Below are 23,133 nucleotides of genomic sequence, written 5' to 3' on the forward strand. Positions count from 1 at the left end.
AAGTTCCTTTTCATATGCCAAGCTCGTCATAATACGCCACGATCCGCTCGTCGAGTGCGAGAACGACATCTTCGTCTCCGATGAGATAGAACAAGACGTACGTACCGTCCTCCCGGTAAACTTCAGCCTCGACCGTGAGCGTGGTCGGACGCCCTTCGAACAAGACGTCGAACTCACCGATCGGGTGTGCGACCGCTTTTTTCAGACTCGGGTCGGAGGCCCACGTCTGGATCGCGTCGACATCTGACGCCGCGATCGGTCTCTCGAACACTTCGGAGATGACGGCGAACGCCTCGGGGATGTCTTCTAAATCGGCATCGATCGACGTGGCGAGCGGGACGTCATCTTCATACGCCTCATCGTAGACGACAGGGACGGATTCGTTGCCGAACGCCCACGCTGTGAAGGCGACACCGCCGGACAAAATAATTAAAAACAGGAAAAAGCCGAATAATCGTTTCATCTGGTCGCTCCTATCCATTTCAATCAATTCAGTATAACAAGCGGGGCGGTGTTTAGGAATCACTAGAATATGGTATGGAAGAATAGCGATCATATGAAGCGAGGGATGCCGATGAAACGGAAGCGACTACTGGCCACGACCTTCTTGCTTTCCACTCTCGTCGGATGGTTATTGATTGATATGGACCGTCTGTTCGCCGACACGTACTACGTGCGCGTCCCGAGCATGGAGACGGCAGGGCGAGACGGCACGGATTACGTCTATACGACGATTGGCTATCATGAAGAGAAAAAGAAACGATCGTTCACGTTCACATCCGAATCACGGCTCGCGGAAGGTGACTTTCTCAAATTGTACGTGAAAGACGAAGGAACGGTGACGACGTTCGAGAAAATCGACGAACGGGACGTCCCGCCTGAATTGAAAATGAAGCAGGCCAGGGAGACGGGGCTTTGAGCCCCGTTTCCTTCTTTTAGAAATTGCCGCGTCGCCAAATGAAACTGGATTTGGTATGGTTATGGATAGAGCGTAAAGTAGATCACGAACAGGAAAGAAGGTTAACCGATGTCACGCATGTTAATTGCAGACGACCAGGACGGGATTCGATTGATGCTCGCCCAAGTGTTTCAAAACCTCGGCATCGAGGTCGATACGGCGAGCGACGGGCTCTGCGCCTGGGAGAAACTCGAACAGAACGGATATGATTTAGTGTTACTCGATATGAACATGCCGCGTATGTTCGGGCATGAAGTGCTTCGCAACATGCGACAACAAGACATCGACACACCGGTCATGATCATGACGGCGTTCGGCGAGAAGACGACGATCGAAGAAGTGCAACGACTCGGCATCGCGGCCCAGTTCGAGAAGCCGTTCGACATTTATGGAATGATCGAGAAAGTGAAGGAAGTGTTAGAAATCTGACGTTTCGTCACGAAGATGACATATGTAAACGCTTGCGCAGAGCCATTTCTATCCCCGAATAGCATAGGCACACGTTTCGACGTGTGTTATAATGGGAACGAATTGCACGGGGGCATTTTTCCCAAAGTGCACAATAGCGAACAGACAGGAGGATGTCATTATGCCATTAGTATCAATGACAGAAATGCTTAACAAAGCATTCGAAGGCAAGTATGCAGTAGGCCAATTCAACATCAACAACCTCGAGTGGACGCAAGCGATTCTTCGCGCTGCGGAAGACGAGAAATCACCAGTTATCCTCGGTGTATCAGAAGGTGCAGCGAAGTACATGGGTGGCTTCACAACAGTTGTCAAAATGGTTGAAGGTCTCATGCACGACTACAACATCACTGTTCCAGTTGCAATCCACCTCGACCACGGTTCATCTTTCGACAAGTGTAAAGCAGCGATCGACGCTGGTTTCACATCTGTTATGATCGACGGTTCACACCACCCGATCGAAGAGAACATCGAAATGACGAAACAAGTCGTTGAATACGCACACGCTAAAGGCGCTTCAGTTGAAGCGGAAGTCGGCACAGTCGGCGGCGAAGAAGACGGCGTCGTTGGCGGCGTACAATACGCTGACCTTGACGAATGTGTTCGTGTCGTAACAGAAGCGAAAGTTGACGCTCTTGCGGCAGCACTCGGATCTGTACACGGAGAATACCAAGGCGAGCCAAAACTCGGCTTCAAAGAGATGGAAGAAATCGCAGAAGCGACAAAAACTCCACTCGTTCTTCACGGCGGTTCAGGTATCCCTGAGCACCAAATCAAAAAAGCAATCGAGCTCGGCCACAGCAAAATCAACGTCAACACGGAGTGCCAACAAGAATGGACTCGTGCGGTACGTGAGAAAGTCGCTGCTGACTCGAAAGTATATGACCCACGTAAAATCATCGGACCTGGTATCGAGGCGATCTACAACGTCGTTACTGGCAAGATGCGTGAGTTCGGTTCAAGCAACCAAGCATAATCCTGTCACATCAAGTCGACTCTTTTCGAAGAGTCGACTTTTTTCATTGAAACTTCTCTCACGTTAGCTCGTAACAAATCACTAAGGAGGGATTTGATGAAGTATATAGAACGTCAGACCGAGCTATTTTGGCGCGTCTTTTATGTGTTGGCGGCCATCATGCTCATCGGCCTTGCCTTCATGATCACGATTGCCCCGCTCGTCCTCATCTGGTTGAACCCAGCCCCGTACATGATTCCGCTCTTGTCCATCGTTGCGCTAGGTGGGTTCGGGGTGTACTGGTTCTTCAACATGTTTCGACAGTTGTTTTGGAAGGAACGTCATCGATCCCATTATGAGATAACAGCGACTCACTTGGATGGTGTGACGTGGCGCGTCGAGCCGGGCGAATCGGTCGAACAATCAATTCGCCTCGGGGCGATTGAACAGGTCGTCTTCTTCCCGGCCATCGTCCGGAAGACACAACCGTCCCCGACCGTCCCGATCGGGCGGCCGACGATCGATTTTTGTCCGATGCTTGCGATTATGACGGCTGACGAATCCGTGGAAATCTTGTTCGACCCGCGTGACCTCGATCAGTTCGACCGATGGATCGCTTATTTCCATGAGCGGGGCACACCGCTCTATTACACGCCGAAGTGGCTCTATTGGATTGGTGCGAATATCGCGACACGTGAGGAACGTTTTGCTTTATTGAACGAGCCGGATGAATTGATTCCATTCGTTTACACTGGTGACATTCCGACTGATGAAGCGACGGCAGCGACAGCGTGGATTGAAACGTATGGAATTGAACGGCAACGTGAAGGCCCGCACGAGACACATTACGTGAAGCAGGCGAAAATCATGAAGTGGACAGCGCTAGGGACCGTCCTCGGCATCGCGTTGCTCGCGGCGTCAATGCTCGGTATCGCGGCCTTCACGTAAATGGTGTGGCAATTCGGAGCGGACTTCCTCATAATAAGGAGTGTAAGCGATCACATTTCGAGGAGGAATACACATGCAATTTTTCATTGACACCGCAAATGTGGAAGACATCAAGAAAGCCCACCGGATGGGCGTCATCGGGGGCGTGACGACCAATCCATCGCTCGTCGCGAAAGAAGGCGTCGACTTCCATACACGGCTTCGTGAGATTTGTGAGATCGTCGGGGATCTCTCGGTCAGTGCGGAAGTTATTGCACTCGATGCAGCGGGTATGGTTGAAGAAGGAAAGGAACTTGCGGCCATCGCACCGAATATTACAGTCAAGGTACCGATGACACCAGATGGCATGCAAGCCGTCCATGAATTCTCAAAGCTCGGCATCAAGACGAACGTGACGCTCATCTTTAACGCCAACCAGGCGCTCTTAGCGGCACGTGCCGGTGCGTCATACGTCTCACCGTTCATCGGTCGTCTCGATGATATCGGGCAAGACGGTCTTGACCTTGTCGAGACGATCGCGGATATTTTCGCGCTCCACGGCATCGAGACGGAAATCATTGCCGCATCGGTCCGTCATCCGGTACATGTGACGAAAGCGGCCTTACTCGGTGCCGACATCGCCACCGTACCGTATAAAGTCATCGAACAGATGATGAAACATCCGCTCACTGACAAAGGAATCGAGCAGTTCCTAGCGGATTGGAACAACGCTCAATCCAAATAAGTTCGTCGTAGAAAGGTTTGATCATCGTGGAAATTCTCCATATCGTAGGACAGCAAAAACTTGAAGGTACAGTCGACATCAGCGGCGCCAAACAAAGCGCGTTACCGTGCCTCGTCGCGGCGCTCCTCACCGAGGAACCGGTGACGATCGAGAACGTGCCGGGCATCGAAGACGTCGAAGTGATGCTCAGTCTATTACAAGAACTCGGGGTCACAGTGGAACGGGACGGCGAACGGGTGACACTTCACGCCAAAGATGCCGTCGCCATGCCGCTACTCGGCTCGGAGACACGAAAAGTCCGGGCTGCTGTCTATTTGCTCGGCGTGTTCGCGGCCCGGTTCAAAAAAGGAGCCGTCGGACTGCCGGGAGGATATGCGATTGGTCCACGACCGATCGATTTGCACTTGAAAGCGCTAGAGCGGCTCGGCATTCACGTCGAAAATGAGTCAGGTCTGTATCACGTCCGTGTCGACAAGTTGGCCGGCGATCGGATTTATCTCGACTTGCGTTCATTCGGGGCGACGGTCAGCGCCATGCTCGCTGCCGTGCTTGCCGAAGGGACGACGGTCATCGAGAACGCCGCGATCGACCCGGAAGTCGTCGATGTCGCCACGATGCTCACTTCGATGGGGGCACATGTCATCGGGGCCGGGACGGACGAGATCCGTATCAAAGGGGTCGACCGTCTGCACGGATGTACGCATACGCTCATCCCAGACCGGTTAGAAGCCGGGACGTACATGATTTACGGGGCGGTAGCTGGAGACGTGACGGTTCAAAACGTCATCCCGCACCATCTCGAAGGGGTCATTCAAAAACTGCTCGACTACGGCGCTGAAGTCGAAGTCGGGGAAGAGGCAATCACCGTCCGGGCGAATCAATTCGTACCGACCGATATCCGCGTCTTCCACTATTCGGGATATCCGACCGACCTTCAGCCGATCATGTCGGCCGCACTATTAAAAGCGGATGGGACGAGCATCGTGACGGACAAGTTGTACGCGCAGCGGTTCCGTCATATTGCCGAGATGCGCCGCATGAACGCGCAAATCACGCTTGAAGACGCGTCGGCCGTCATCCGTGGCGGCAATCCGCTCGCGAACGCCGAGATGGAATGCGCGGATGCGCGCAGCGGGGCAGCGCTCGTCTTATCAGGTCTTCAGGCGAGTGGGGAATCGACAGTGATCCATGCGGAAAGATTGAACGACTCATACGTCGACTTCGTCGGCAAACTAAAACGACTCGGCGCGCTCGTCTGGGTAGATGAGGTGTCCGAGTAACGAAGGGGAGAATTCGGGTGGAACGTAGTTTATCAATGGAATTGGTCCGGGTCACGGAAGCGGCAGCGCTCGCTTCGGCCCGCTGGATGGGGAAAGGTTTGAAAGTGGAGGCGGATGACGCGGCAACGACTGCGATGCGCGACGTCTTTGACACGATTCCGATGAAAGGGATCGTGGTCATCGGCGAGGGTGAGATGGATGAGGCCCCGATGCTCTACATCGGTGAGAAAGTCGGGAACGGCTACGGGTCACGTCTCGATGTCGCCGTCGACCCACTGGAAGGGACGAGCATCGTCGCGACCGGAACGTGGGGCGCGCTCGCCGTGCTCGCCGTCGCCGACGCCGGGGACCTTCTGCACGCACCGGACATGTACATGGATAAGATTGCGGTCGGACCGGAAGCGGCCGGGCTGATCAGTCTCGACAACTCGATTGAAGAAAACATCGCCATCGTCGCCAAGGCGAAAGGCAAGGACGTCGAGGACGTCGTCGTCACGATCTTGCACCGAGACCGGCACGAAGAGATGATTCAACGTGTCCGCGCGACGGGCGCCCGGATCAAATTGATTCCGGACGGCGACGTCGCCGCGGCGATCAACACGGCGTTCCCGAAAACCGGTGTCGACTTATTGCTCGGATCGGGCGGGGCGCCGGAAGGCGTCATCGCAGCCGTCGCCATGAAATGTCTCGGCGGTGACTTCCAAGGACGCCTGCTGCCGGAAGACGAGGCGCAAGAGAAACGTTGCCAAGACATGGGGATCGCCGATACGGGACGGATTTTACTTCTCGACGACCTCGTCAAAGGCGAGGACTGTATCTTTGCCGCGACCGGTGTGACGGACGGGGAGTTGCTTCGCGGAGTCCAGTTCACTGGGCAAGGGGGGCAAACCCATTCGGTCGTCATGCGGGCGAAATCGGGGACGGTCCGTTTCGTCGAAGGGATCCATTCGTTGAAGAAAAAACCGAAAATGGTCATGAAACCTTGATTCTCTCGAGCTGCGGACTTCGTGTCTGCAGCTTTTTTGATGTGTCGCGCCATATTTGAATATGAAGAGAACGGGAATAAACAAGCAGGAGGTGTGATGCATGATTGAAGTAAAAACGCTCGTCAAGACATACGATGACGTCCCGGCCGTCGACGGCGTCTCGTTTTCTGTGGCCGAAGGAGAGATTTTTGCGTTTCTCGGTCCGAACGGGGCCGGTAAGTCGACGATGGTGCAAATGTTGACGACGCTCGTCCGGCCGACGGCAGGATCAGCACGCGTGAACGGGTTCGACATCGTCAAACAAGAGAAGGACGTGCGGCTGTCCATCGGGGTCGCGCTCCAAGAGACGGGCATCGACAAAGACTTGACCGGTCGCGAACTGCTCGTTCTGCAAGGGCGTCTCTTCAAGATGACGAAGCAAGAAGCGGAGACACGGGCCAAGGAACTGTTGGAAGTCGTCTCGTTGACAGATGCGGCCGACCGGCGCAGCGGCACCTATTCAGGCGGGATGCGTCGTCGTCTCGACTTGGCGCTCACGCTCGTGCACCGGCCGACCGTCTTGTTTTTAGATGAGCCGACGACCGGTCTCGACCCGGCGAGCCGGATCGAAATTTGGAATGAAGTGAGACGGCTCAATCGCGACTTCGGGACGACGATTTTTTTGACGACGCAGTACCTAGAAGAGGCCGATGAACTCGCCGACCGCATCGCCATCATCCATCACGGGAAGCTCGTCAGTGAGGGGACGGCCGAAGAGTTGAAACGGCTCGTTGGTGGGGAGACGATCGCGATGACGTTTCACACCGACGGGGAAGCGGAAACGGCGGCCAATCTGTTCGGTCATACGGCGATAGGAACGAACGTCGCTTTCGAGCTACGTGACTACACGCTAATGGGAGTGATCCGGTTGCTCGATGAACGCGCCATCCAACCGGAACGGTTGACCGTGAAACAACCGTCGCTCGACGACGTGTTTTTGAAAGTGACCGGGGAGTCATATGAAGGAGGTGTCCCGAATGTGGACTGAGACGTGGCTGTTCACGAAACGGAGTTTGGTGACGACGATCCGCAATCCGTTCTCGTTCATCCCGAACTTGATCATCTCCGTATTTTTTTTGCTCGTCTACACGAGCGGGCTATCGAGCATCGCCTCGTTGCCCCAATTCGACGGCAGCGCATATTTGAACTTCATCTTACCCGTCTCCATCGTCTCCGGGGCTGTCGGCGGGGCCGGGGGGACCGGTCAGGCGCTCGTCCGTGACATCGAGAGCGGGTATTTTGCGCGGCTCCTGCTCACACCGGCGACACGGACGGCGATCGTCCTCGGTCCGATGATCGCGGGCATGTTGCAGTTGCTCGTCCAGACGCTCCTTATCTTTGCCGTCGCCTTCATGCTCGGCCTCACGATCCCGGTCGGCCTTCCAGGATTCTTGTTCACGGTTCTGCTCGCGATCGGATTCGGGCTCGGTTTTGCCGGCTACTCGGTCGGCGTCGCCTTGAAGACGCGGAATGCACAGGCGGCACAGGCCGGAACCCTTCTCTTCTTCCCGCTCATCTTCTTGTCGACGACGTTCGTCCCAAAAGAGTTGATCGAGGCGGAATGGCTCAAAGTAGCGGCGACGTTCAATCCGACGACATACATTTTCGAAGGGATGCGCGCCGTCTTGACGCAGCCGACGATTGACTGGGCCGCCTTATCGGCCGGTCTTGCCGTCGCCGGGGCGATGAGCGTCATCATGATCGTCTTCGCCGCGACGAACGCGAGGGGGGCCTTGAAACAAAAATGACGAGCGGAATTAATCCCGCTCGTCATGGTCGATCATATAGGTCACAATCAAAAATAAGATGAAACTGATCAATGAGACCGTACCGCCGATGATAAAATAAACCATCGTGAACGTCTCGTTCCAAGCAAACGGGTTCATCGCATAGAGCCACATCCCGCTCGTCAAACCGATTGATCCGATGACGGCTGTCCAGCCGTGGACAGTGACGAGCAATGAATGCTTCACGCGATACAACCGATAAAAGACGCCCCAAGCAAAGACTGATAACCAGCCGGCGAGCAAGATGTGGGCATGAATCGGACGAAACGCATAGCTCCCGGCGCCTGACATGTGTGACCCGATCGCCGTCCCGATGACCCCGAAGAGGGCGGCGAGACGGATGAGGCGCAGACTCCAAATTTTTTCTATCATAAGCTGATCACTCCTTATTAGAATCATCTCGAGTATACCGGACGAATGTGAACGCAATATGAATGACGATTAACTTAGGTTCACATGTGGAACAACGAGAAGAGAGGAGGGGAGCGGATGGAACAATTGAACGCAATGTTGCGGATCGTCTTGACCGGTATCGGGGCATACGTGTCGATCATCGTGATATTACGAATTTCAGGCAAGCGTACGCTAGCCAAGATGAACGCTTTTGACTTCATCGTGACCGTGGCGCTCGGCTCTATTTTAGCGACGACGCTGACGAGTCAACAGACGCCGCTGTTGAACGGACTGACCGCTTTTGCGACGCTCGTTTTGCTACAATACGTGGTAGCGAAGCTCGCCACAACATCCGAACGGGTCAATCAGATGATCAAGTCGACCCCGACGCTCTTGTTCTATAAAGGAAGTTATATGAAAGGGTCGATGCGGAAAGAACGTGTGCTTGAGATCGAAGTGCTCCAAGCGATCCGCTCGAGCGGAACCGACTTCGAACGAGTCGAAGCCGTCGTCCTAGAGACGGACGGAACGTTCTCTGTGCTCACCGGCACGGAGAAGGTGCTCCAACATGTGGACACAAAAAAACGACTCGGTTCCGATGAACCGAGTCATTGAAGTCATTTGATTAGAGGTATGATCCAGCACCGACGTAACGTGGTGCCCAGTAGCCTGATGTGAAGCTCGCGTATTTAACGCCGCCTGTTTCAGAGTTGATCATTTGTGTTTTGCTAAGTGCCATACCGACGTGTTGGATCGTGCTTCCGTTATGTGAGAAGAACACGAGGTCTCCAGCTTGGATCGCTGACTTCGAAACTTTTTTCGAGTTTGCGTATTGTGAGCGTGAGTCACGTGGGATTGACTTATTGATTGCTTTTTTGTAAACGTGGCTTGTGTAGCCAGAGCAGTCAAAACCAGCTGTTGTCGTGCCACCGAAGCGGTACGGTACGCCGAGGTATTTCTTCGACTCAGCGACGAGTTTCGAACGAGCGTCTGTTGCCGTTGTCGTTGATGCCTTCGTTACCGTTGTAGCTGTTGCTGCTTGCAAGTACGTGTACGTTGATGAAGCTGAGATGTAACGGTGAGTCCCTTTGTAGTTAATCTTGTAGAAAGATCCGACTTTACCAAGGTATGTATAACGTTGGCCTTTATCCATCTTAGCTACGACTGATGAGTTGAGTGACGCCGATGTACGGATGTTCAAACCGTTTACTTTCGAGTAAGCAAATGTTCCAGTTGAAGCTTCTGCTTGTTCGCTCGTAGTGAAGGCGAGACCCGAGAACGCGAGAGTGGCAGCGACGATGATAGATGCGAAACGCTTTAACATAATGTAATTCCCTCCGTTTTCAAAAATAAAACCCTGTGATTGTATATGGACGATGTGTGTTTACGATTGTCAGGCAAAAGTTAAAAATGTTACCCGGTTTCCTTTGCAAATAAACTATATCATGCGCGAGACCGATGGCATTTTTCAATCGCAAGACAAAAACGGTTTTCTTGTAACATATTTGAAACAATATGCGGCTATAAAGACTTTTTTGTTACATAGAAACGAAAATGACTGTTATCTTTTGAACATCAGGGGAATAGACTGTCATAAAGCCATTTTTTAAAAGTGACGTCTCCTATGAATTGTGATTAGATGAATGAGGACTTAGTAATTATTTTATAAATATAGAATCATGAAAGACAGGTGACTTGAATGAGTCCACAGACCGAACCGGCCAGAAATTATACGCTTCGCGAACTTGAGACGAAGACGTTGAAAGAGTTATATGAGATCGCCAAAGAAGTGAACGTCCCGCAATATCGGGAGGCGCGTAAACGTGAGCTCATGTTCCGCATCTTAAAATCGCAAGCCGAATCGAAGGACCTCTACTTCCTCGAAGGCATCCTTGAAATCATTCCGCCGAACCCGCAGTCGCAAAACGACGGGGGCTTCGGTTTCCTCCGACCGATCAACTACTCTCAGTCTTCCGAAGACATCTACATCGCCGCTTCCCAAATTCGTCGCTTCAACCTCCGCAACGGGGACCTCGTGACGGGGAAAGTCCGGAAACCGAAAGAGAATGAACGGTTCCAAGGGCTACTCAGTGTCGAGGCCGTCAACGGGGAGACGACCGAGTCGACGCGGAACCGCGACTACTTCCCGGCGCTCACGCCGATTTACCCTGACGAGCGGATGGTGCTCGAGACGGAACCGAACCATCTGTCGGTCCGTGTCATGGATATGATCGCACCGGTCGGGTTCGGACAGCGTGGGTTGATCGTCGCACCGCCGAAAGCGGGGAAGACGTCTCTATTGAAAGAGATCGCAAACTCGATTACGACGAACCACCCGAACGTGGAGCTGATCATCTTGCTGATCGACGAACGTCCTGAAGAAGTGACGGACATCCAGCGTTCGGTGCCGGGCGCGGACGTGGCCTACTCGACGTTTGACGAGACACCGGAAAACCACGCCCGCATCTCCGAGCTCGTACTCGAACGGGCGATGCGCCTCGTCGAACATAAGAAAGACGTCGTCATCTTGCTCGACTCGATCACGCGTTTGACACGGGCATATAACTTGTCTGTCCCGCCGAGCGGTCGCACGCTCTCCGGAGGGATCGACCCGGCGGCGTTCCATAAACCGAAGAAGTTCTTCGGGGCGGCCCGAAACATCGAGGACGGCGGCAGTTTGACGATTCTCGGTACGGCACTCATCGATACGGGGTCGCGCATGGATGACGTCATCTATGAAGAGTTCAAAGGGACGGGCAACATGGAACTCCACCTCGACCGGAAGCTCGCGGAACGCCGCATCTTCCCGGCCATCGACATCCGTCGCTCGGGGACACGTAAAGAAGAGTTGCTTCTCGGCAAGGACGAGCTCGACATGTTATGGACGATTCGCCGCACGATGAACGAGTCTCCGGACTTCGTCGATCAGTTTTTACGCCGTGTCCGCGAGACGAAGACGAACATCGACTTTTTCGCAGCGCTCGAGGCGGATAAGAAAAAGAGTCGCCGTCCGGTGAAAAAAACAAAAACTGACTTGTAAATCTGTGGACCGGGTGCTATTATATTCTAGTGAACTTTCTCTAGGTTGAAAGAATACTTAGGGCCGAAGGAGTTGAAAAGCAATGAAACAAGGAATCCACCCAGAATACCGTAAAGTCGTATTCATGGACTCGACGACTGAGTTCAAATTCATCTCTGGTTCGACTCGTTACTCTAACGAGACAATCACGATGGAAGATGGTAACGAATACCCACTCATCCGTGTCGATGTATCTTCTGACTCGCACCCGTTCTACACAGGTCGCCAGAAATTCGCATCTGCGGACGGTCGTATCGAGCGCTTCAACAAGAAGTACCAACGTTAATCGTCAACTTGTATGCACACCGCCTAGGGATTGCCCTTGGCGGTTTTTATTTTTTTATGATAGAAGTCAACCCTTTTTCTTGAAGGAAAAGATGGGTATAATCGGGAAGCGATTATCGATGGAGAGGGCGAAGAAAAATGATGCATGTGACGAACCGATACGGTTGGATCGAAGTGATTTGTGGGAGTATGTTTTCTGGGAAATCGGAGGAATTGATTCGTCGTGTCCGCCGGGCCCATTACGGAAAAATCCCGGTACAAGTGTTCAAACCGGGCATCGACGACCGGTATCATGAAGAGAACGTCGTCTCACATAGCGGCAACTCGGTCGTGGCCGTCCCGATTCAGTCGAGCCAAGACTTGTACGATGCGGTGCGGGAAGAGACGCAAGTCATCGCCATCGACGAAGTCCAGTTCTTTGACGAAGGGATCGTCGACGTCATCGAGCAGTTGGCGTCAGAAGACAAACGTGTCATCTGCGCCGGCCTCGACATGGACTTCCGTGGTGAACCGTTCACGATGATGCCGGAACTGCTCGCGCGTGCCGAGTTCGTCACGAAGTTGCAGGCGATCTGCCTGTCTTGCGGCGCCCCGGCGTCCCGGACGCAGCGATTGATTGACGGGCACCCGGCCCGCTATGAGGACCCGGTCATCTTGGTCGGTGCCGCGGAATCGTACGAGCCGCGCTGCCGCCACTGTCATGACGTCCCGAACAAACCACGCCCGGTCCGCCACACGGTGGCCGATTGATGACCAAAGCGGACCGCCTCGGCGGTTCGTTTTTTGCTATAATGAAGACAGTTCGATTTGACGGAGAAAGGACGGATCATCATGTTTGACCGTTTAAGTGTATTAGAAGAACGTTACATGCAATTGAATGAGATGCTCGCTGACCCAGAAGTGCTCAGCGACTCAAATAAATTGCGCCAATATTCGAAAGAACAATCCCAGCTCGAAGAGACGGTGCAAGCGTACCGTCGCTACAAAGAGACGAGCGGGGCTTATAAAGAAGCAAAGCAAATGCTCGAGGACCGTACGCTCGATAGTGACATGCGCGAGCTCGCGAAAGAAGAGATGTCACTTCTCGAGCCGGAAGTGCAAGCGCTCGAGGCGAAACTGCGGGTGCTGCTCCTGCCGAAAGACCCGAACGACGACAAGAACGTCATCGTCGAGATCCGCGGGGCGGCCGGAGGAGACGAGGCGGCACTGTTTGCGGTTGATCTCTATAAGATGTACACGCGTTTCGCCGAGCGGCAAAATTGGAAAGTCGAGTTGATCGACGCCAACTACACCGAGCTCGGCGGCTTTAAAGAAGTGACGTTTCTCATCAACGGGACGGGCGCCTATTCGAAGCTGAAGTTTGAGAACGGCGCCCATCGCGTCCAGCGCGTCCCGTCGACGGAGTCGGGCGGACGTATCCACACGTCGACAGCGACCGTGGCGGTCCTTCCGGAAGCCGAAGACGTCGAAGTCCACATCGACATGAAAGACGTCCGTGTCGACACGTTCACATCATCCGGCCCGGGCGGCCAGTCCGTCAACACGACACAGTCGGCCGTGCGGTTGACCCACATCCCGTCTGGTCTCGTCGTGTCGTGCCAAGATGAGAAGTCGCAACATAAAAACAAGGACAAGGCGCTCAAAGTGCTCCGGGCCCGCCTGTACGACAAGATGCAGAGCGAACATATGGAAGAGCTGTCGGCCCAGCGGAAATCGGCCGTCGGGACGGGGGACCGTTCGGAACGGATCCGGACGTATAACTTCCCGCAGAGCCGGGTGACGGACCACCGCATCGGACTCACGCTGCAAAAGCTCGACCGCGTGCTCGCCGGTGAGCTCGACGACATCATCGATGCCCTCGTCATGGACGAACAGGCCCGTCTCATGGAGGATGCGGAATGATGCGGATCGCCGCCACGTTGAAAGCAGCTGAACGGGAACTGACTGACGCCGGCCGCGACGCCTCGATGGCGGAGTGGTGGCTCATGCATGTGCTCCAAGTCGACCGGACGGGCCTGCTCGTCCGTTTGTCCGAGGAGTTGACCGCTTCCGAAACGGAGGCGTTCGATGACGGGATGGAGCGACTCATCGCCGGCGAGCCGGTCCAACATTTGATCGGGCACGCCCCGTTTTACGGACGGGCGTTTGAAGTGAACCGTGACGTGCTCATTCCGCGGCCTGAGACGGAAGAGTTGATCGAGTGGGTCGCCGAACACGTCGGAGCGGTCGGCGATGACGAGATTGTCGACGTCGGGACAGGCTCGGGCGCCATCGCTGTCACGCTCAGCCTTGAGCTCGGGAAACGAGTCCACACCGTCGATATTTCCCGGGAAGCGATCGCGGTAGCGAAGCGAAACGCTAAAGCGCTCGGTGCTGACGTCGTCTTTCATGAAGGGGACTGTTTGGCCCCGATCAAGGATGAATCGATCCGGGTGCTCGTCTCGAATCCGCCATATATCGAAGCGGACGAACTGCTCGATGAGACGGTCGCGGCGTTCGAGCCGCACCTCGCCTTGTTCGGTGGAGCGGACGGGCTCGACTTTTATCGCAAGATCATCGCCGACTCCACACGCGTGTTGCGGCCGGATTGGCAGTTGATTGCTTTTGAAATCGGGTATAACCAAGGACAAGTTGTGAAAACGTACCTGTCCGAACGTTATCCTGAAGCAGAAACGGGTATTTTAAAAGATATAAACGGTAAAGACCGAATCGTCTTCGCCGTGAGGGAAGGGATTGCGCATGGAAACGAAATGGATCAAGCCGACTGAAGTGAAGATTGGGGTGGATCTCTTGAAAGCGGGCGAAGTCATCGCTATGCCGACGGAGACGGTATACGGCCTCGCCGGAGACGCGACGAACGACGTCGCGATCCGTAAAATTTTTGAGGCGAAAGGCAGACCGGCAGACAACCCGCTCATCGTTCACGTCGCGTCGGTCGAACAAGCCGAACATTTCGCGCAAGCCATCCCGCCGACCGCCAGACGCTTGATGGAAGCGTTTTGGCCTGGTGCCTTGACGATCATCTTACCGTCGAACGGTCGGGCGTCATCACTCGTGACGGCGGGACTCGAGTCAATCGGGCTCCGGATGCCGGACCATGAAGCTGCGCTCGACTTGATCCGCATGTCCGGTCTTGGCCTTGCCGCACCGAGTGCGAACCGGTCGGGGCGACCGTCCCCGACGACCGCGAAACACGTGGCCGATGATTTGTCCGGTCGCATCGCGGGTATTATGGATGGGGGACCGACAGGCATCGGCGTCGAGTCGACCGTGATTGATTGCACGACGGAACCGGCGACGATTTTACGTCCCGGCGGCGTGACGAAAGAAGCGATCGAGGCCATCATCGGACCGGTCCATTTGGACGCCAATTTGAGCGATGAAGCAGCCGCGCCACGGTCACCCGGCATGAAGTACACCCATTATGCCCCGAGCGCTCCGCTTTATCTCGTCGACGGCGGACGCGACGACCTCGTGCGCATCATCACGGCACGACAGGAGGCGGGCAAGCGGGTCGGCGCGCTCGTGTTCGATGAACAGACGACCCCGGCTGACGTCACGTTGTCCCTCGGCACCTCGATGGAGACGGCGGCACAAAGACTATACGAGGCGTTACGGAAATTTGATGAGACCGATGTGGAAGAGATTTACGTGAACCGGATCGAGCCGACGGGAGTCGCGCTTGCCGTCTATAACCGCCTCTACAAGGCGGCGGGCGGGAAGGTCGTCCGGTAAGAGGAAGAGGCTTAAGGACATAGAGGAGGATCACGCGATGTCGATAAAACGCGTATTATTCATATGTAGCGGAAACACATGCCGAAGCCCGATGGCGATGGCCTTGCTTCGCTCGAAAGTGACCGGTGACGAGTTTGATATTCGATCGGCCGGCCTGCGGACGATGCAAGGGTTTGACGCCTCAGAGAACGCCATTCAAGTATTGCGGGAACGCGGGATTGAACTCGAACACGTGACGCAGACGTTTGACGAAGTCCTCGGTCGATGGGCCGACATCATCTTGACGATGACGCGGGCGCACCGCGAGCAGATTCGGGACACACACCCGGAACTCACCGACCGCACGTATACACTTTATGAATTCGTGACCGGGCTTGAACGTGATATCAACGACCCGTTTGGCGGGTCGATGAACGTCTATCGTCAAGTTCGAAACGAGCTCGAACCACTCGTCAACCGACTTGTGTTAAAATTGACGAATGACGGGTCAAAGGTGACGAAACCACCGAGACGCCTACCAAAGAAGACGGGGGAATGACGGAATGAAAATCGCAATCGGCGCCGATCACGGCGGATTCAACTTGAAAAAAGACATCATCGGATTATTAGAGGAGCTCGGGCACGAGTATAAAGATTTCGGGACACACTCGGCCGAGTCGATCGATTATCCGGACGTGGCCATCCCGGTCGCGGAAGCAGTCGCTGCCGGTGAATTTGACCGCGGCATCTTGATCTGTGGAACAGGGATCGGGATCGGGATCGCTGCCAACAAGGTGAAAGGCATTCGCGCGGCGCTCGTCCATGACTCGTTCAGCGCGAAAGCGACGCGTCAACATAACGACTCGAACATCATGACGATGGGCGAACGCGTCATCGGACCAGGCCTTGCGCTTGATTTGGTCGAGACGTGGCTCGATACGGACTTCGAAGGCGGACGCCACTCGAACCGTGTCGGCAAGATGAGTGCTTACGAATCGAAGTGACGACGATGAAGACGGAGCTTTTGGACTTATTGACGGAGTTGCACGAACGGTTTCCGTTAGATGAGGAAAAGATTCTCGTCATCGGCTGTTCGGCGAGTGAAGTGCTCGGGAAGACGATCGGAAAGGCAGGGTCGATCGACGTCGCTGCGGAATTCATCGACGCGTTCTTGTCGTTACGTGACCGGACCGGTGTCCACCTCGCCTTTCAAGGTTGTGAACATATCAACCGGGCGCTCACGGTCGAACGCCGGACACAGAAGCAGTTCGGCTTGACGGAAGTGACGGTCGTCCCGATTCGGGCGGCCGGGGGGGCGATGTCCGAGAAAGCGTATGAGCATCTCGACACCCCGTGTGTCGTCGAATCGATTCAAGCGGACGCGGGAATCGACATCGGCTCGACGTTGATTGGCATGCACTTGAAGCCGGTCGCGATTCCCGTCCGGCTGTCGTCAAAACAGCTCGGTGAGGCGTACGTCACGTTCGCCATCACACGGCCGAAGTTAATCGGCGGCCCACGGGCGCATTATCCAGCCAAATAAATGAAAGCCGGTCGTCCACGACCGGCTCAGACTGTAGACAAAACATTGTCTGCAGTCTTTTTATTTGCCCGACCGGGCACAGCTCGCTTTTCTTGGGGCAAGCAGGGAGCCGCATCGCGACATTGTCGCTGCTGGGTCTCCCTTTGCTTGCTATTCCCCTAGAAGTCTCGCCGTGCCCTCGGTCGGTTTACGCATCAATCCCTCTTTTCGTACTCTCGTTCCTTTTTTATAATGAGAGGTAGAGAACCAGTCATGGAGGCGAATCGGATGATCAGGAAATTAACAGAATCGGAAACCAATCGAACGCAACTGGAGATGGTCACGCTCGACGAGCTCGTGCCAGCGGACCATCTGGTCCGAAAAATTGAGGCGGTGATCGACTTTGGGTTCATCTATCCGCTCGTGGAGGACCTATATTCTGAGGACCGCGGGCGACCGAGCGTCGACCCTGTCGTCCTTATCAAGATGACCTTCCTTCAGTACCTGTTCGGTATCCGATCGATGCGTCAGACGATTCGTGAGATCGAGACGAACGTCGCGTACCGTTGGTTTCTCGGGTTCGGGTTCACGGACAAGGTGCCACATTTTTCAACGTTCGGGAAGAACTATGTGCGTCGCTTCCAGTACACGAACTTATTCGACGACATCTTCTATCACATCCTTGAACAGGCCGCGGACGCCGGGTTCATCGATCGCAGCGTCCTGTTCGTCGACTCGACACACGTTAAGGCGAACGCAAACAAGCGGAAGCTCGTCAAGAAGACCGTCCGGCAAGAGGTGAAGTACTATCAGGAACAACTAGATGCCGAGGTCAAACGAGACCGCGAAGAAAGCGGAAAGAAGCCCTTGGGGCCAAAAAAGAATCAGGCGGAGGAAACGAAGGAGATCAAGGTCAGTACGACAGACCCTGAGAGTGGATATTACGTGAAAGGTGAGCGTGAGAAGCAGTTCGCTTACTCGGTCCATGCGGCGAGCGACGCCCATGGGTTCGTGCTCGGTGCCATCGTTACACCAGGGAACGTGCATGACAGTCTCGCGTTCCCAGATCTGCTCGACAAGGTCTCCAACCGTCTGATTCAACCGTTCGCCGTCGCCGCCGACTCCGCCTATAAAAACCCTGCCATCGCCAAATTGCTGATCGACCGTGGAATCCTGCCGGTCTTCCCGTACACGCGCCCGAAGGGCAAGAAGGGCGCCTTCAAGACCAAAGATTTCATCTACGACGAGCACCATGACGTCTACATCTGCCCGAACAACGAGTTATTAACGTACAGCACCACGATGCGCGAGGGGAAACGTAAATACGTCTCGAATCCCACCGTTTGTGTGAACTGCCCGTTGCTCGAGCAGTGCACGAAGAGCCAGAAGCATCAGCGGATCATCGAACGACACCTCTGGCAACCCTATATGGACGAGGTCGAAGACCTCCGCCACACCGAACTGAACCGCAACATCTATGACCGTCGGAAACAAACGGTCGAGCGCGTGTTTGCGGACGCAAAAGAGAAGCATGGCATGCGTTGGACCCGTTACCGGGGACTTGAAAAAGTTTCAATGCAGGCGATGCTTACTTTTGCTGCCCTCAATCTCAAGAAGATGGCGGGCTGGGCATGGAAGAACGCCCAGCCCGCCTGAAAAAGGGGCTCGGGCAGAGCGCCTCAAGGCCCGAAAACGACAAAGTCACGTTTCAGTTCGCCTGAAACGTGACTTTGTCTACAATCTGAGCCGGTCGTCCACGACCGGCTTTTTTGCGTTATAAGTCTTCACTGAACAAGTACGACACGACCATCGGGAAACGTTCGCGCCAGGCGATCTCGTTGTGTACGCCTTCTTCGATCACTTCGAAACGGAGGTGTTCGACTTTGTCGCGGAGCAGGGCATAGACGCGCTCGCTCGATTCCAAGTACATCTCGTTCGTCGGTCCGTCCGCCGTCGGCTGTTCGACTTCTTTGCGGCCGACGTCCATGTACAACCGTTCGACGCCTTTCAAATCGCTCGCCTCAATCAACTGCTCGAGCTCGGTCTGGTTGAACCAGAACGCCGAGGAGAGCGAGGCGACGCGGGTGAACACGTCCGGATAGACGCAAGCGGCGTAAACCGAGATCAGCCCGCCCATCGAGCTGCCCATCATCCCGGTCTCGTCCGGCTTCGTCCGATAGTTCGCATCGATCATCGGTTTTAACTCTTGGGCGATGTATTCGATGTAAGCGGAACCTTGGCCGCCGAGCGTCACGTCTTGACCGAGCAGGCTCTCACCGATATACGGGTTCTCCCACGGTCCATACTCGTCGAGCCGCATCTCGCCGGGGGCGCTGTCGATGGCGACGACGATCAACTCACGTTTGGAGGCGGCTAAGTAATCGCCGACGCGCCAACTCATCTTATAGCTCGCATCCTCATCGGCGAACACATTCTGTCCGTCGTGCATATAGAGCACCGGGTAGCGCTTGTCTGTCATCTCGTAATCATCCGGCGTATAAATCCGAATCGTCCGCTCGCGCTCGAACGGGGTGATGGTGATTTGTTTTGTCTCAATCATAAACATCCTCCTCTGATCGTCTTCTTCCATATGATACCCGTCTTGGCGCTCGATTAGACGATACCCAAAAAAAGAAGCATATGGTACGATGGGGGTGTTGATTTTTAGACATTCAGAGGGGGTTTCAACATGGTAAACACGACGAAGTTGAAAGTGCAGGATGCGGAATTGTTTGAAGCGATGCAACATGAGCTCGGTCGTCAACGGGAGAATATCGAACTCATCGCCTCGGAGAACTTTGTCTCAGAAGCGGTCATGGAAGCGCAAGGCGGCGTGCTGACGAACAAGTACGCGGAAGGTTATCCAGGCCGTCGCTACTACGGCGGATGCGAGTTCGTCGACGTGGCTGAAAACTTGGCGCGCGACCGCGCCAAAGAGCTGTTCGGTGCAGAACATGCCAACGTCCAACCACACTCGGGCGCGCAAGCGAACATGGCCGTCTACTTCACGATCCTTGAAGCAGGCGACACGGTGCTCGGCATGAACTTGTCGCACGGTGGTCATTTGACGCACGGAAGTCCGGTCAACTTCTCAGGCGTTCAGTACAACTTCGTCGAGTACGGTGTGGACAAAGAGACAGAACACATCGACTATGACGTCGTCGCCGCCCTCGCGAAAGAACATAAACCAAAACTCATCGTCGCTGGTGCGTCGGCGTACCCGCGTACGATCGATTTCGCCAAGTTCCGTGAGATCGCCGACAGCGTCGGCGCCTACCTCATGGTCGACATGGCCCACATCGCCGGTCTCGTCGCGGCCGGTCTTCATCCGAACCCGGTCGAGCACGCACACTTCGTGACGACGACGACGCATAAGACGCTTCGTGGTCCGCGCGGCGGCATGATCCTTTGTAAAGAAGAGTTCGCCAAAGCGATCGATAAGTCGATCTTCCCAGGGATCCAAGGCGGTCCGCTCATGCACGTCATCGCGGCGAAAGCGGTGGCGTTCGGTGAAGCGCTCCAACCTGAGTTCAAAGACTATCAGGCCCAGGTCATCAAAAACGCGCAAGCGCTCGCGAAAGGTCTTGAAGAGGAAGGGCTCCGCATCGTATCGGGCGGCACGGACAACCACCTTCTCCTCGTCGATCTCCGCGGCATCGACATTACCGGGAAAGCGGCCGAGCATGCGCTCGATGAGGCCGGCATCACGGTGAACAAGAACACGATTCCGTTCGACCCGGCATCACCGTTCGTCACGAGCGGGATCCGTCTCGGGACGGCAGCGATGACGACACGCGGCTTCAAAGAGGACGATATGGGCGAAGTCGCTCGTTTGATCGGCCGTGTCTTGACGAACCATGAAGATGAGGCAGTGCTTGCCGAAGCGCACGAAGCCGTGCGCAACTTGACGGCGAAGTTCCCGCTTTACCCTGAACGAGGCTGACGAATGGACGTACGGACACTCGCAGACCGAGAACTGACGGAACTGCCGCTCATCGACATGACGGAATGGCTCGTAAGGAAAGGCGAGCACGACCCGACGTTTCGGCTCGTCGCGAACGAATTCGGCGTCGTGATGACACTCCTCGACCACGGCTATTACAGCGAGGCGAGTGAGCGGATCGTCCCACTTCTCGGGATGAAAGTGCCCGCGGCATTTCATCGGCTCGGGCTCGCGCTCGAAGTGAAAGCGAACGGAAAGAAGGCGGCCAAGCGCCGCTTTCGTTCGTTGTCGCCGGCCGTCATGAACCATGCGGACTTGTCGGACTGGCGCGCTGCCTTCAAGTGGGAAGTGAGATGGCTCGGTCTCCCGGCCGTCGTCGCGCTCGCGCTTGCCGCCTTGGCTTTCTGGCCGGATGCTCCGACACCGCCCGTCGCACCCGTGACGGAAGCGCCTGAAGTCGTGACGGTGACCGAGGATGAAGCGCTCGCGAAGCGGCTCGAAGAACTCGAGCAAGAAGTGGCGCGTCTCGAACAAGAGAACGAGTCGCTCCAAGCCGAAGAACCGATTACGGAAGAAGCGGCCCCGACAGAGGTCCCGCTCGCCGAAGTCGAATCGCTCGTGTCAGATAAACGTTACGAGGAGGCGGACGCGCTTCTCGACGGCAAGGCGAAAGCCGGCCAGGAACAAGCGGTCGGTTTTTATCGGTTGCTCGTCGACAACAAGTTGGAGCAAGCCGATATTTCGGACTATGCCGCGTACGTCGAGGCGTATCCGGAGTCTGGCTATAGAGCAGACGTCCTATGGATGAAAGGCATCGCTGAGAAAAAACAAGGGGATGCCGCCTATCGGACGACGCTCGCCGAGGTCGCGGCGATGGAAGGGACGTATTGGGCCCCGATCGCCGAATCGGTATTGAGTCAAGAGTGAGGTTGTAGCCTGTGCTGCAGCCTTTTTCTCATCAAATTCTAATGGAATTCACCCGTCCCTCTCAGCTTGACCTCGTATAGTGAAGAAAAAGAGAGGGAGAGATGAAATGCGACGCAGTAAAAGAGGTGGGATCGGCCGGTTCGTCAAACGATTCATCATGACGATACTGGCCGTGACGTTGATGGCGGCCGGGGTCGCCGGATTTTTACTATTCACGATGAGCGGAAACGTCTGGCTCGAGCAACTGTTGTCATACGGCAACGAGGTATCGTTCCGAGCAGAAGGGCTCGATTTGCGGTTCGAACAGTGGGCCGACTCGCTTGAGACGCGTTTCGAGCGGATGATCCCGGAGACGGTCCGTCCGTTTTTTGACTGAACAATCCGGGAACAGAATAAGGATGCGTCGGGCGGACTGCTCGGCGCTTTTTTCAGAAAGGATGAATGAGATGCCAACGATTCTCGTCGTCGAAGACGATGCTAAAATTGCGAGACTGCTACAACTGGAACTGATGCACGCCGGATACACGGTCGAGGTCGCTCACGACGGGCGCACCGGGCTCGACCGGGCGCTCGAAGGCGGGATTGACTTGATGCTCCTTGACGTCATGTTGCCACAGATGAGCGGCCTTGAAGTCGTACGTCGCGTCAAGACAGAACAGCCGCTCTTGCCGGTGCTCATGGTGACGGCGCGGGGGGACCGCTACGACAAAGTGAGCGGGCTCGACTTGGGGGCGGATGATTACATCACGAAGCCGTTCGAGATGGAAGAGCTGCTCGCCCGGATCCGTGCCTTTTTACGGATGCGACAGCACGTCCAGACCGATACGAGCGAGCGGTTGTTGTCATACGAGGGGCTGGCGGTCGATATCGACCGTCATGAAGTGACGTGCGACGGGGAGACGGTCGAGTTGACCCGGCGCGAATTCGACTTGCTCGCTTACTTCCTTGAACATCCGGAACGGGTGCTGACGCGAGACCAATTGCTCGAGCACGTTTGGGGTTTTGATTATTACGGGGATACGAACGTCGTCGACGTCTACGTGCGTTATGTCCGGAAGAAGCTCGGCGGCAATTGGATTCAGACGGTTCGAGGTGTCGGGTACATGTTGAAGCGCGGTGAATAAC

At 55.2% G+C, this 23,133-nt stretch carries 28 protein-coding genes; 24 read left to right on the forward strand and 4 right to left on the reverse strand.

The features are described 5' to 3' along the window. Nucleotides 1–10 precede the first annotated feature (10 nt). On the reverse strand, nucleotides 11–463 hold the full coding sequence (locus P398_RS0104755) for a hypothetical protein (RefSeq protein WP_029334241.1): 453 nt from the start codon (nucleotides 461–463) through the stop codon (nucleotides 11–13). A 69-nt stretch (nucleotides 464–532) separates the two neighbouring features. Between P398_RS0104755 and P398_RS0104760 the strand changes: the two genes are divergently transcribed. The 9 genes from P398_RS0104760 (at nucleotide 533) to P398_RS0104800 (ending at nucleotide 8,106) form a co-directional block, all read left to right on the forward strand. After that, nucleotides 533–919 carry a YxeA family protein gene (locus tag P398_RS0104760; protein WP_029334242.1) on the forward strand — a complete coding sequence of 129 codons (387 nt, stop codon included), beginning with the start codon at nucleotides 533–535 and terminating at the stop codon, nucleotides 917–919. Between the two features lie 108 nt (nucleotides 920–1,027). Further along, entirely contained in the window at nucleotides 1,028–1,387 is a 360-nt protein-coding gene (locus tag P398_RS0104765; protein ID WP_029334243.1) for a response regulator, read from the forward strand. Nucleotides 1,388–1,547: 160 nt separating this feature from the next. Further along, nucleotides 1,548–2,402: a class II fructose-1,6-bisphosphate aldolase gene (fba, locus tag P398_RS0104770; protein WP_024370875.1), complete on the forward strand. Its 855-nt coding sequence runs from the start codon at nucleotides 1,548–1,550 to the stop codon at nucleotides 2,400–2,402. 96 nt (nucleotides 2,403–2,498) lie between these two features. After that, a complete protein-coding gene (locus P398_RS0104775; RefSeq protein ID WP_029334244.1) occupies nucleotides 2,499–3,329 on the forward strand; it encodes a hypothetical protein in 831 nt (276 codons plus the stop codon). Nucleotides 3,330–3,402: 73 nt separating this feature from the next. Then, nucleotides 3,403–4,053, forward strand: a complete 651-nt coding sequence (gene fsa, locus P398_RS0104780; RefSeq protein WP_024370873.1) for a fructose-6-phosphate aldolase — start codon at nucleotides 3,403–3,405, stop codon at nucleotides 4,051–4,053. Between the two features lie 26 nt (nucleotides 4,054–4,079). Continuing rightward, nucleotides 4,080–5,333: a UDP-N-acetylglucosamine 1-carboxyvinyltransferase gene (murA, locus tag P398_RS0104785; RefSeq protein ID WP_024370872.1), complete on the forward strand. Its 1,254-nt coding sequence runs from the start codon at nucleotides 4,080–4,082 to the stop codon at nucleotides 5,331–5,333. A gap of 17 nt (nucleotides 5,334–5,350) precedes the next feature. Next, nucleotides 5,351–6,319, forward strand: a complete 969-nt coding sequence (glpX, locus tag P398_RS0104790; protein WP_024370871.1) for a class II fructose-bisphosphatase — start codon at nucleotides 5,351–5,353, stop codon at nucleotides 6,317–6,319. Nucleotides 6,320–6,419: 100 nt separating this feature from the next. Continuing rightward, nucleotides 6,420–7,346 carry a daunorubicin resistance protein DrrA family ABC transporter ATP-binding protein gene (locus P398_RS0104795; RefSeq protein WP_029334245.1) on the forward strand — a complete coding sequence of 309 codons (927 nt, stop codon included), beginning with the start codon at nucleotides 6,420–6,422 and terminating at the stop codon, nucleotides 7,344–7,346. Continuing rightward, complete coding sequence (locus tag P398_RS0104800) at nucleotides 7,336–8,106, forward strand: ABC transporter permease (RefSeq protein ID WP_029334246.1); 771 nt, start codon at nucleotides 7,336–7,338, stop codon at nucleotides 8,104–8,106. The genes P398_RS0104795 and P398_RS0104800 overlap by 11 nt, the downstream gene beginning before the upstream one ends. A 9-nt stretch (nucleotides 8,107–8,115) precedes the next feature. Here the strand turns inward: P398_RS0104800 and P398_RS0104805 are convergent, their stop codons facing one another. Then, the gene (locus tag P398_RS0104805) at nucleotides 8,116–8,514 is read right to left on the reverse strand and encodes a hypothetical protein (RefSeq protein ID WP_029334247.1); all 399 of its coding nucleotides are present in this window, start codon (nucleotides 8,512–8,514) and stop codon (nucleotides 8,116–8,118) included. Between the two features lie 120 nt (nucleotides 8,515–8,634). On the opposite strand from P398_RS0104805, the gene P398_RS0104810 reads away from it, so the two are divergent. After that, nucleotides 8,635–9,153, forward strand: a complete 519-nt coding sequence (locus tag P398_RS0104810) for a DUF421 domain-containing protein (protein WP_029334248.1) — start codon at nucleotides 8,635–8,637, stop codon at nucleotides 9,151–9,153. A 10-nt stretch (nucleotides 9,154–9,163) separates the two neighbouring features. Here P398_RS0104810 and P398_RS0104815 read toward each other — a convergent pair whose 3' ends face one another. Then, entirely contained in the window at nucleotides 9,164–9,862 is a 699-nt protein-coding gene (locus tag P398_RS0104815; RefSeq protein ID WP_029334249.1) for a C40 family peptidase, read from the reverse strand. Between the two features lie 375 nt (nucleotides 9,863–10,237). Between P398_RS0104815 and rho the strand changes: the two genes are divergently transcribed. The 10 genes from rho to P398_RS0104865 all read left to right on the forward strand — a co-directional run bounded on the left by rho (nucleotide 10,238) and on the right by P398_RS0104865 (nucleotide 18,794). Continuing rightward, nucleotides 10,238–11,578 (forward strand): transcription termination factor Rho, encoded by a 1,341-nt coding sequence (gene rho / locus P398_RS0104820; RefSeq protein ID WP_024370865.1) that lies wholly within the window; start codon nucleotides 10,238–10,240, stop codon nucleotides 11,576–11,578. A gap of 82 nt (nucleotides 11,579–11,660) precedes the next feature. Beyond that, nucleotides 11,661–11,903, forward strand: a complete 243-nt coding sequence (locus P398_RS0104825; protein WP_021066109.1) for a type B 50S ribosomal protein L31 — start codon at nucleotides 11,661–11,663, stop codon at nucleotides 11,901–11,903. A 137-nt stretch (nucleotides 11,904–12,040) separates the two neighbouring features. Continuing rightward, nucleotides 12,041–12,652, forward strand: coding sequence for a thymidine kinase (locus tag P398_RS0104830; protein WP_029334250.1), 612 nt, complete (start codon nucleotides 12,041–12,043; stop codon nucleotides 12,650–12,652). A gap of 81 nt (nucleotides 12,653–12,733) precedes the next feature. Further along, nucleotides 12,734–13,804 (forward strand): peptide chain release factor 1, encoded by a 1,071-nt coding sequence (gene prfA, locus P398_RS0104835; protein ID WP_029334251.1) that lies wholly within the window; start codon nucleotides 12,734–12,736, stop codon nucleotides 13,802–13,804. Next, complete coding sequence (gene prmC / locus P398_RS0104840) at nucleotides 13,801–14,670, forward strand: peptide chain release factor N(5)-glutamine methyltransferase (protein ID WP_231557609.1); 870 nt, start codon at nucleotides 13,801–13,803, stop codon at nucleotides 14,668–14,670. Before prfA ends, prmC begins: the two co-directional genes overlap by 4 nt. Further along, a complete protein-coding gene (locus P398_RS0104845; protein ID WP_029334253.1) occupies nucleotides 14,642–15,637 on the forward strand; it encodes an L-threonylcarbamoyladenylate synthase in 996 nt (331 codons plus the stop codon). The genes prmC and P398_RS0104845 overlap by 29 nt, the downstream gene beginning before the upstream one ends. A 37-nt stretch (nucleotides 15,638–15,674) precedes the next feature. Next, nucleotides 15,675–16,175, forward strand: a complete 501-nt coding sequence (locus P398_RS0104850) for a low molecular weight protein arginine phosphatase (RefSeq protein ID WP_034798902.1) — start codon at nucleotides 15,675–15,677, stop codon at nucleotides 16,173–16,175. Nucleotides 16,176–16,179: 4 nt separating this feature from the next. After that, entirely contained in the window at nucleotides 16,180–16,620 is a 441-nt protein-coding gene (gene rpiB / locus P398_RS0104855; protein WP_024370859.1) for a ribose 5-phosphate isomerase B, read from the forward strand. After that, nucleotides 16,617–17,159: a TIGR01440 family protein gene (locus P398_RS0104860; protein WP_407637190.1), complete on the forward strand. Its 543-nt coding sequence runs from the start codon at nucleotides 16,617–16,619 to the stop codon at nucleotides 17,157–17,159. The genes rpiB and P398_RS0104860 overlap by 4 nt, the downstream gene beginning before the upstream one ends. Before the next feature lie 267 nt (nucleotides 17,160–17,426). Further along, nucleotides 17,427–18,794 carry an IS1182 family transposase gene (locus P398_RS0104865; RefSeq protein ID WP_029334256.1) on the forward strand — a complete coding sequence of 456 codons (1,368 nt, stop codon included), beginning with the start codon at nucleotides 17,427–17,429 and terminating at the stop codon, nucleotides 18,792–18,794. A 118-nt stretch (nucleotides 18,795–18,912) separates the two neighbouring features. On the opposite strand, the gene P398_RS0104870 is transcribed toward P398_RS0104865, so the two are convergent. Next, entirely contained in the window at nucleotides 18,913–19,698 is a 786-nt protein-coding gene (locus P398_RS0104870) for an alpha/beta hydrolase (RefSeq protein ID WP_029334257.1), read from the reverse strand. Between the two features lie 129 nt (nucleotides 19,699–19,827). Here P398_RS0104870 and glyA point away from each other — a divergent pair, with 129 nt between their 5' ends. From glyA to P398_RS0104890, 4 genes are all read left to right on the forward strand, one after another. Further along, nucleotides 19,828–21,081, forward strand: coding sequence for a serine hydroxymethyltransferase (gene glyA, locus P398_RS0104875; RefSeq protein WP_029334258.1), 1,254 nt, complete (start codon nucleotides 19,828–19,830; stop codon nucleotides 21,079–21,081). A gap of 3 nt (nucleotides 21,082–21,084) precedes the next feature. Beyond that, nucleotides 21,085–22,008 (forward strand): bZIP transcription factor, encoded by a 924-nt coding sequence (locus P398_RS0104880; RefSeq protein ID WP_029334259.1) that lies wholly within the window; start codon nucleotides 21,085–21,087, stop codon nucleotides 22,006–22,008. Nucleotides 22,009–22,114: 106 nt separating this feature from the next. Next, nucleotides 22,115–22,384, forward strand: coding sequence for a hypothetical protein (locus P398_RS0104885; RefSeq protein ID WP_029334260.1), 270 nt, complete (start codon nucleotides 22,115–22,117; stop codon nucleotides 22,382–22,384). 70 nt (nucleotides 22,385–22,454) lie between these two features. Next, complete coding sequence (locus P398_RS0104890; RefSeq protein WP_024370851.1) at nucleotides 22,455–23,132, forward strand: response regulator transcription factor; 678 nt, start codon at nucleotides 22,455–22,457, stop codon at nucleotides 23,130–23,132. Nucleotide 23,133: the final 1 nt, after the last annotated feature.

Source organism: Exiguobacterium aurantiacum DSM 6208 (assembly GCF_000702585.1).
GTDB lineage: Bacteria > Bacillota > Bacilli > Exiguobacteriales > Exiguobacteriaceae > Exiguobacterium > Exiguobacterium aurantiacum.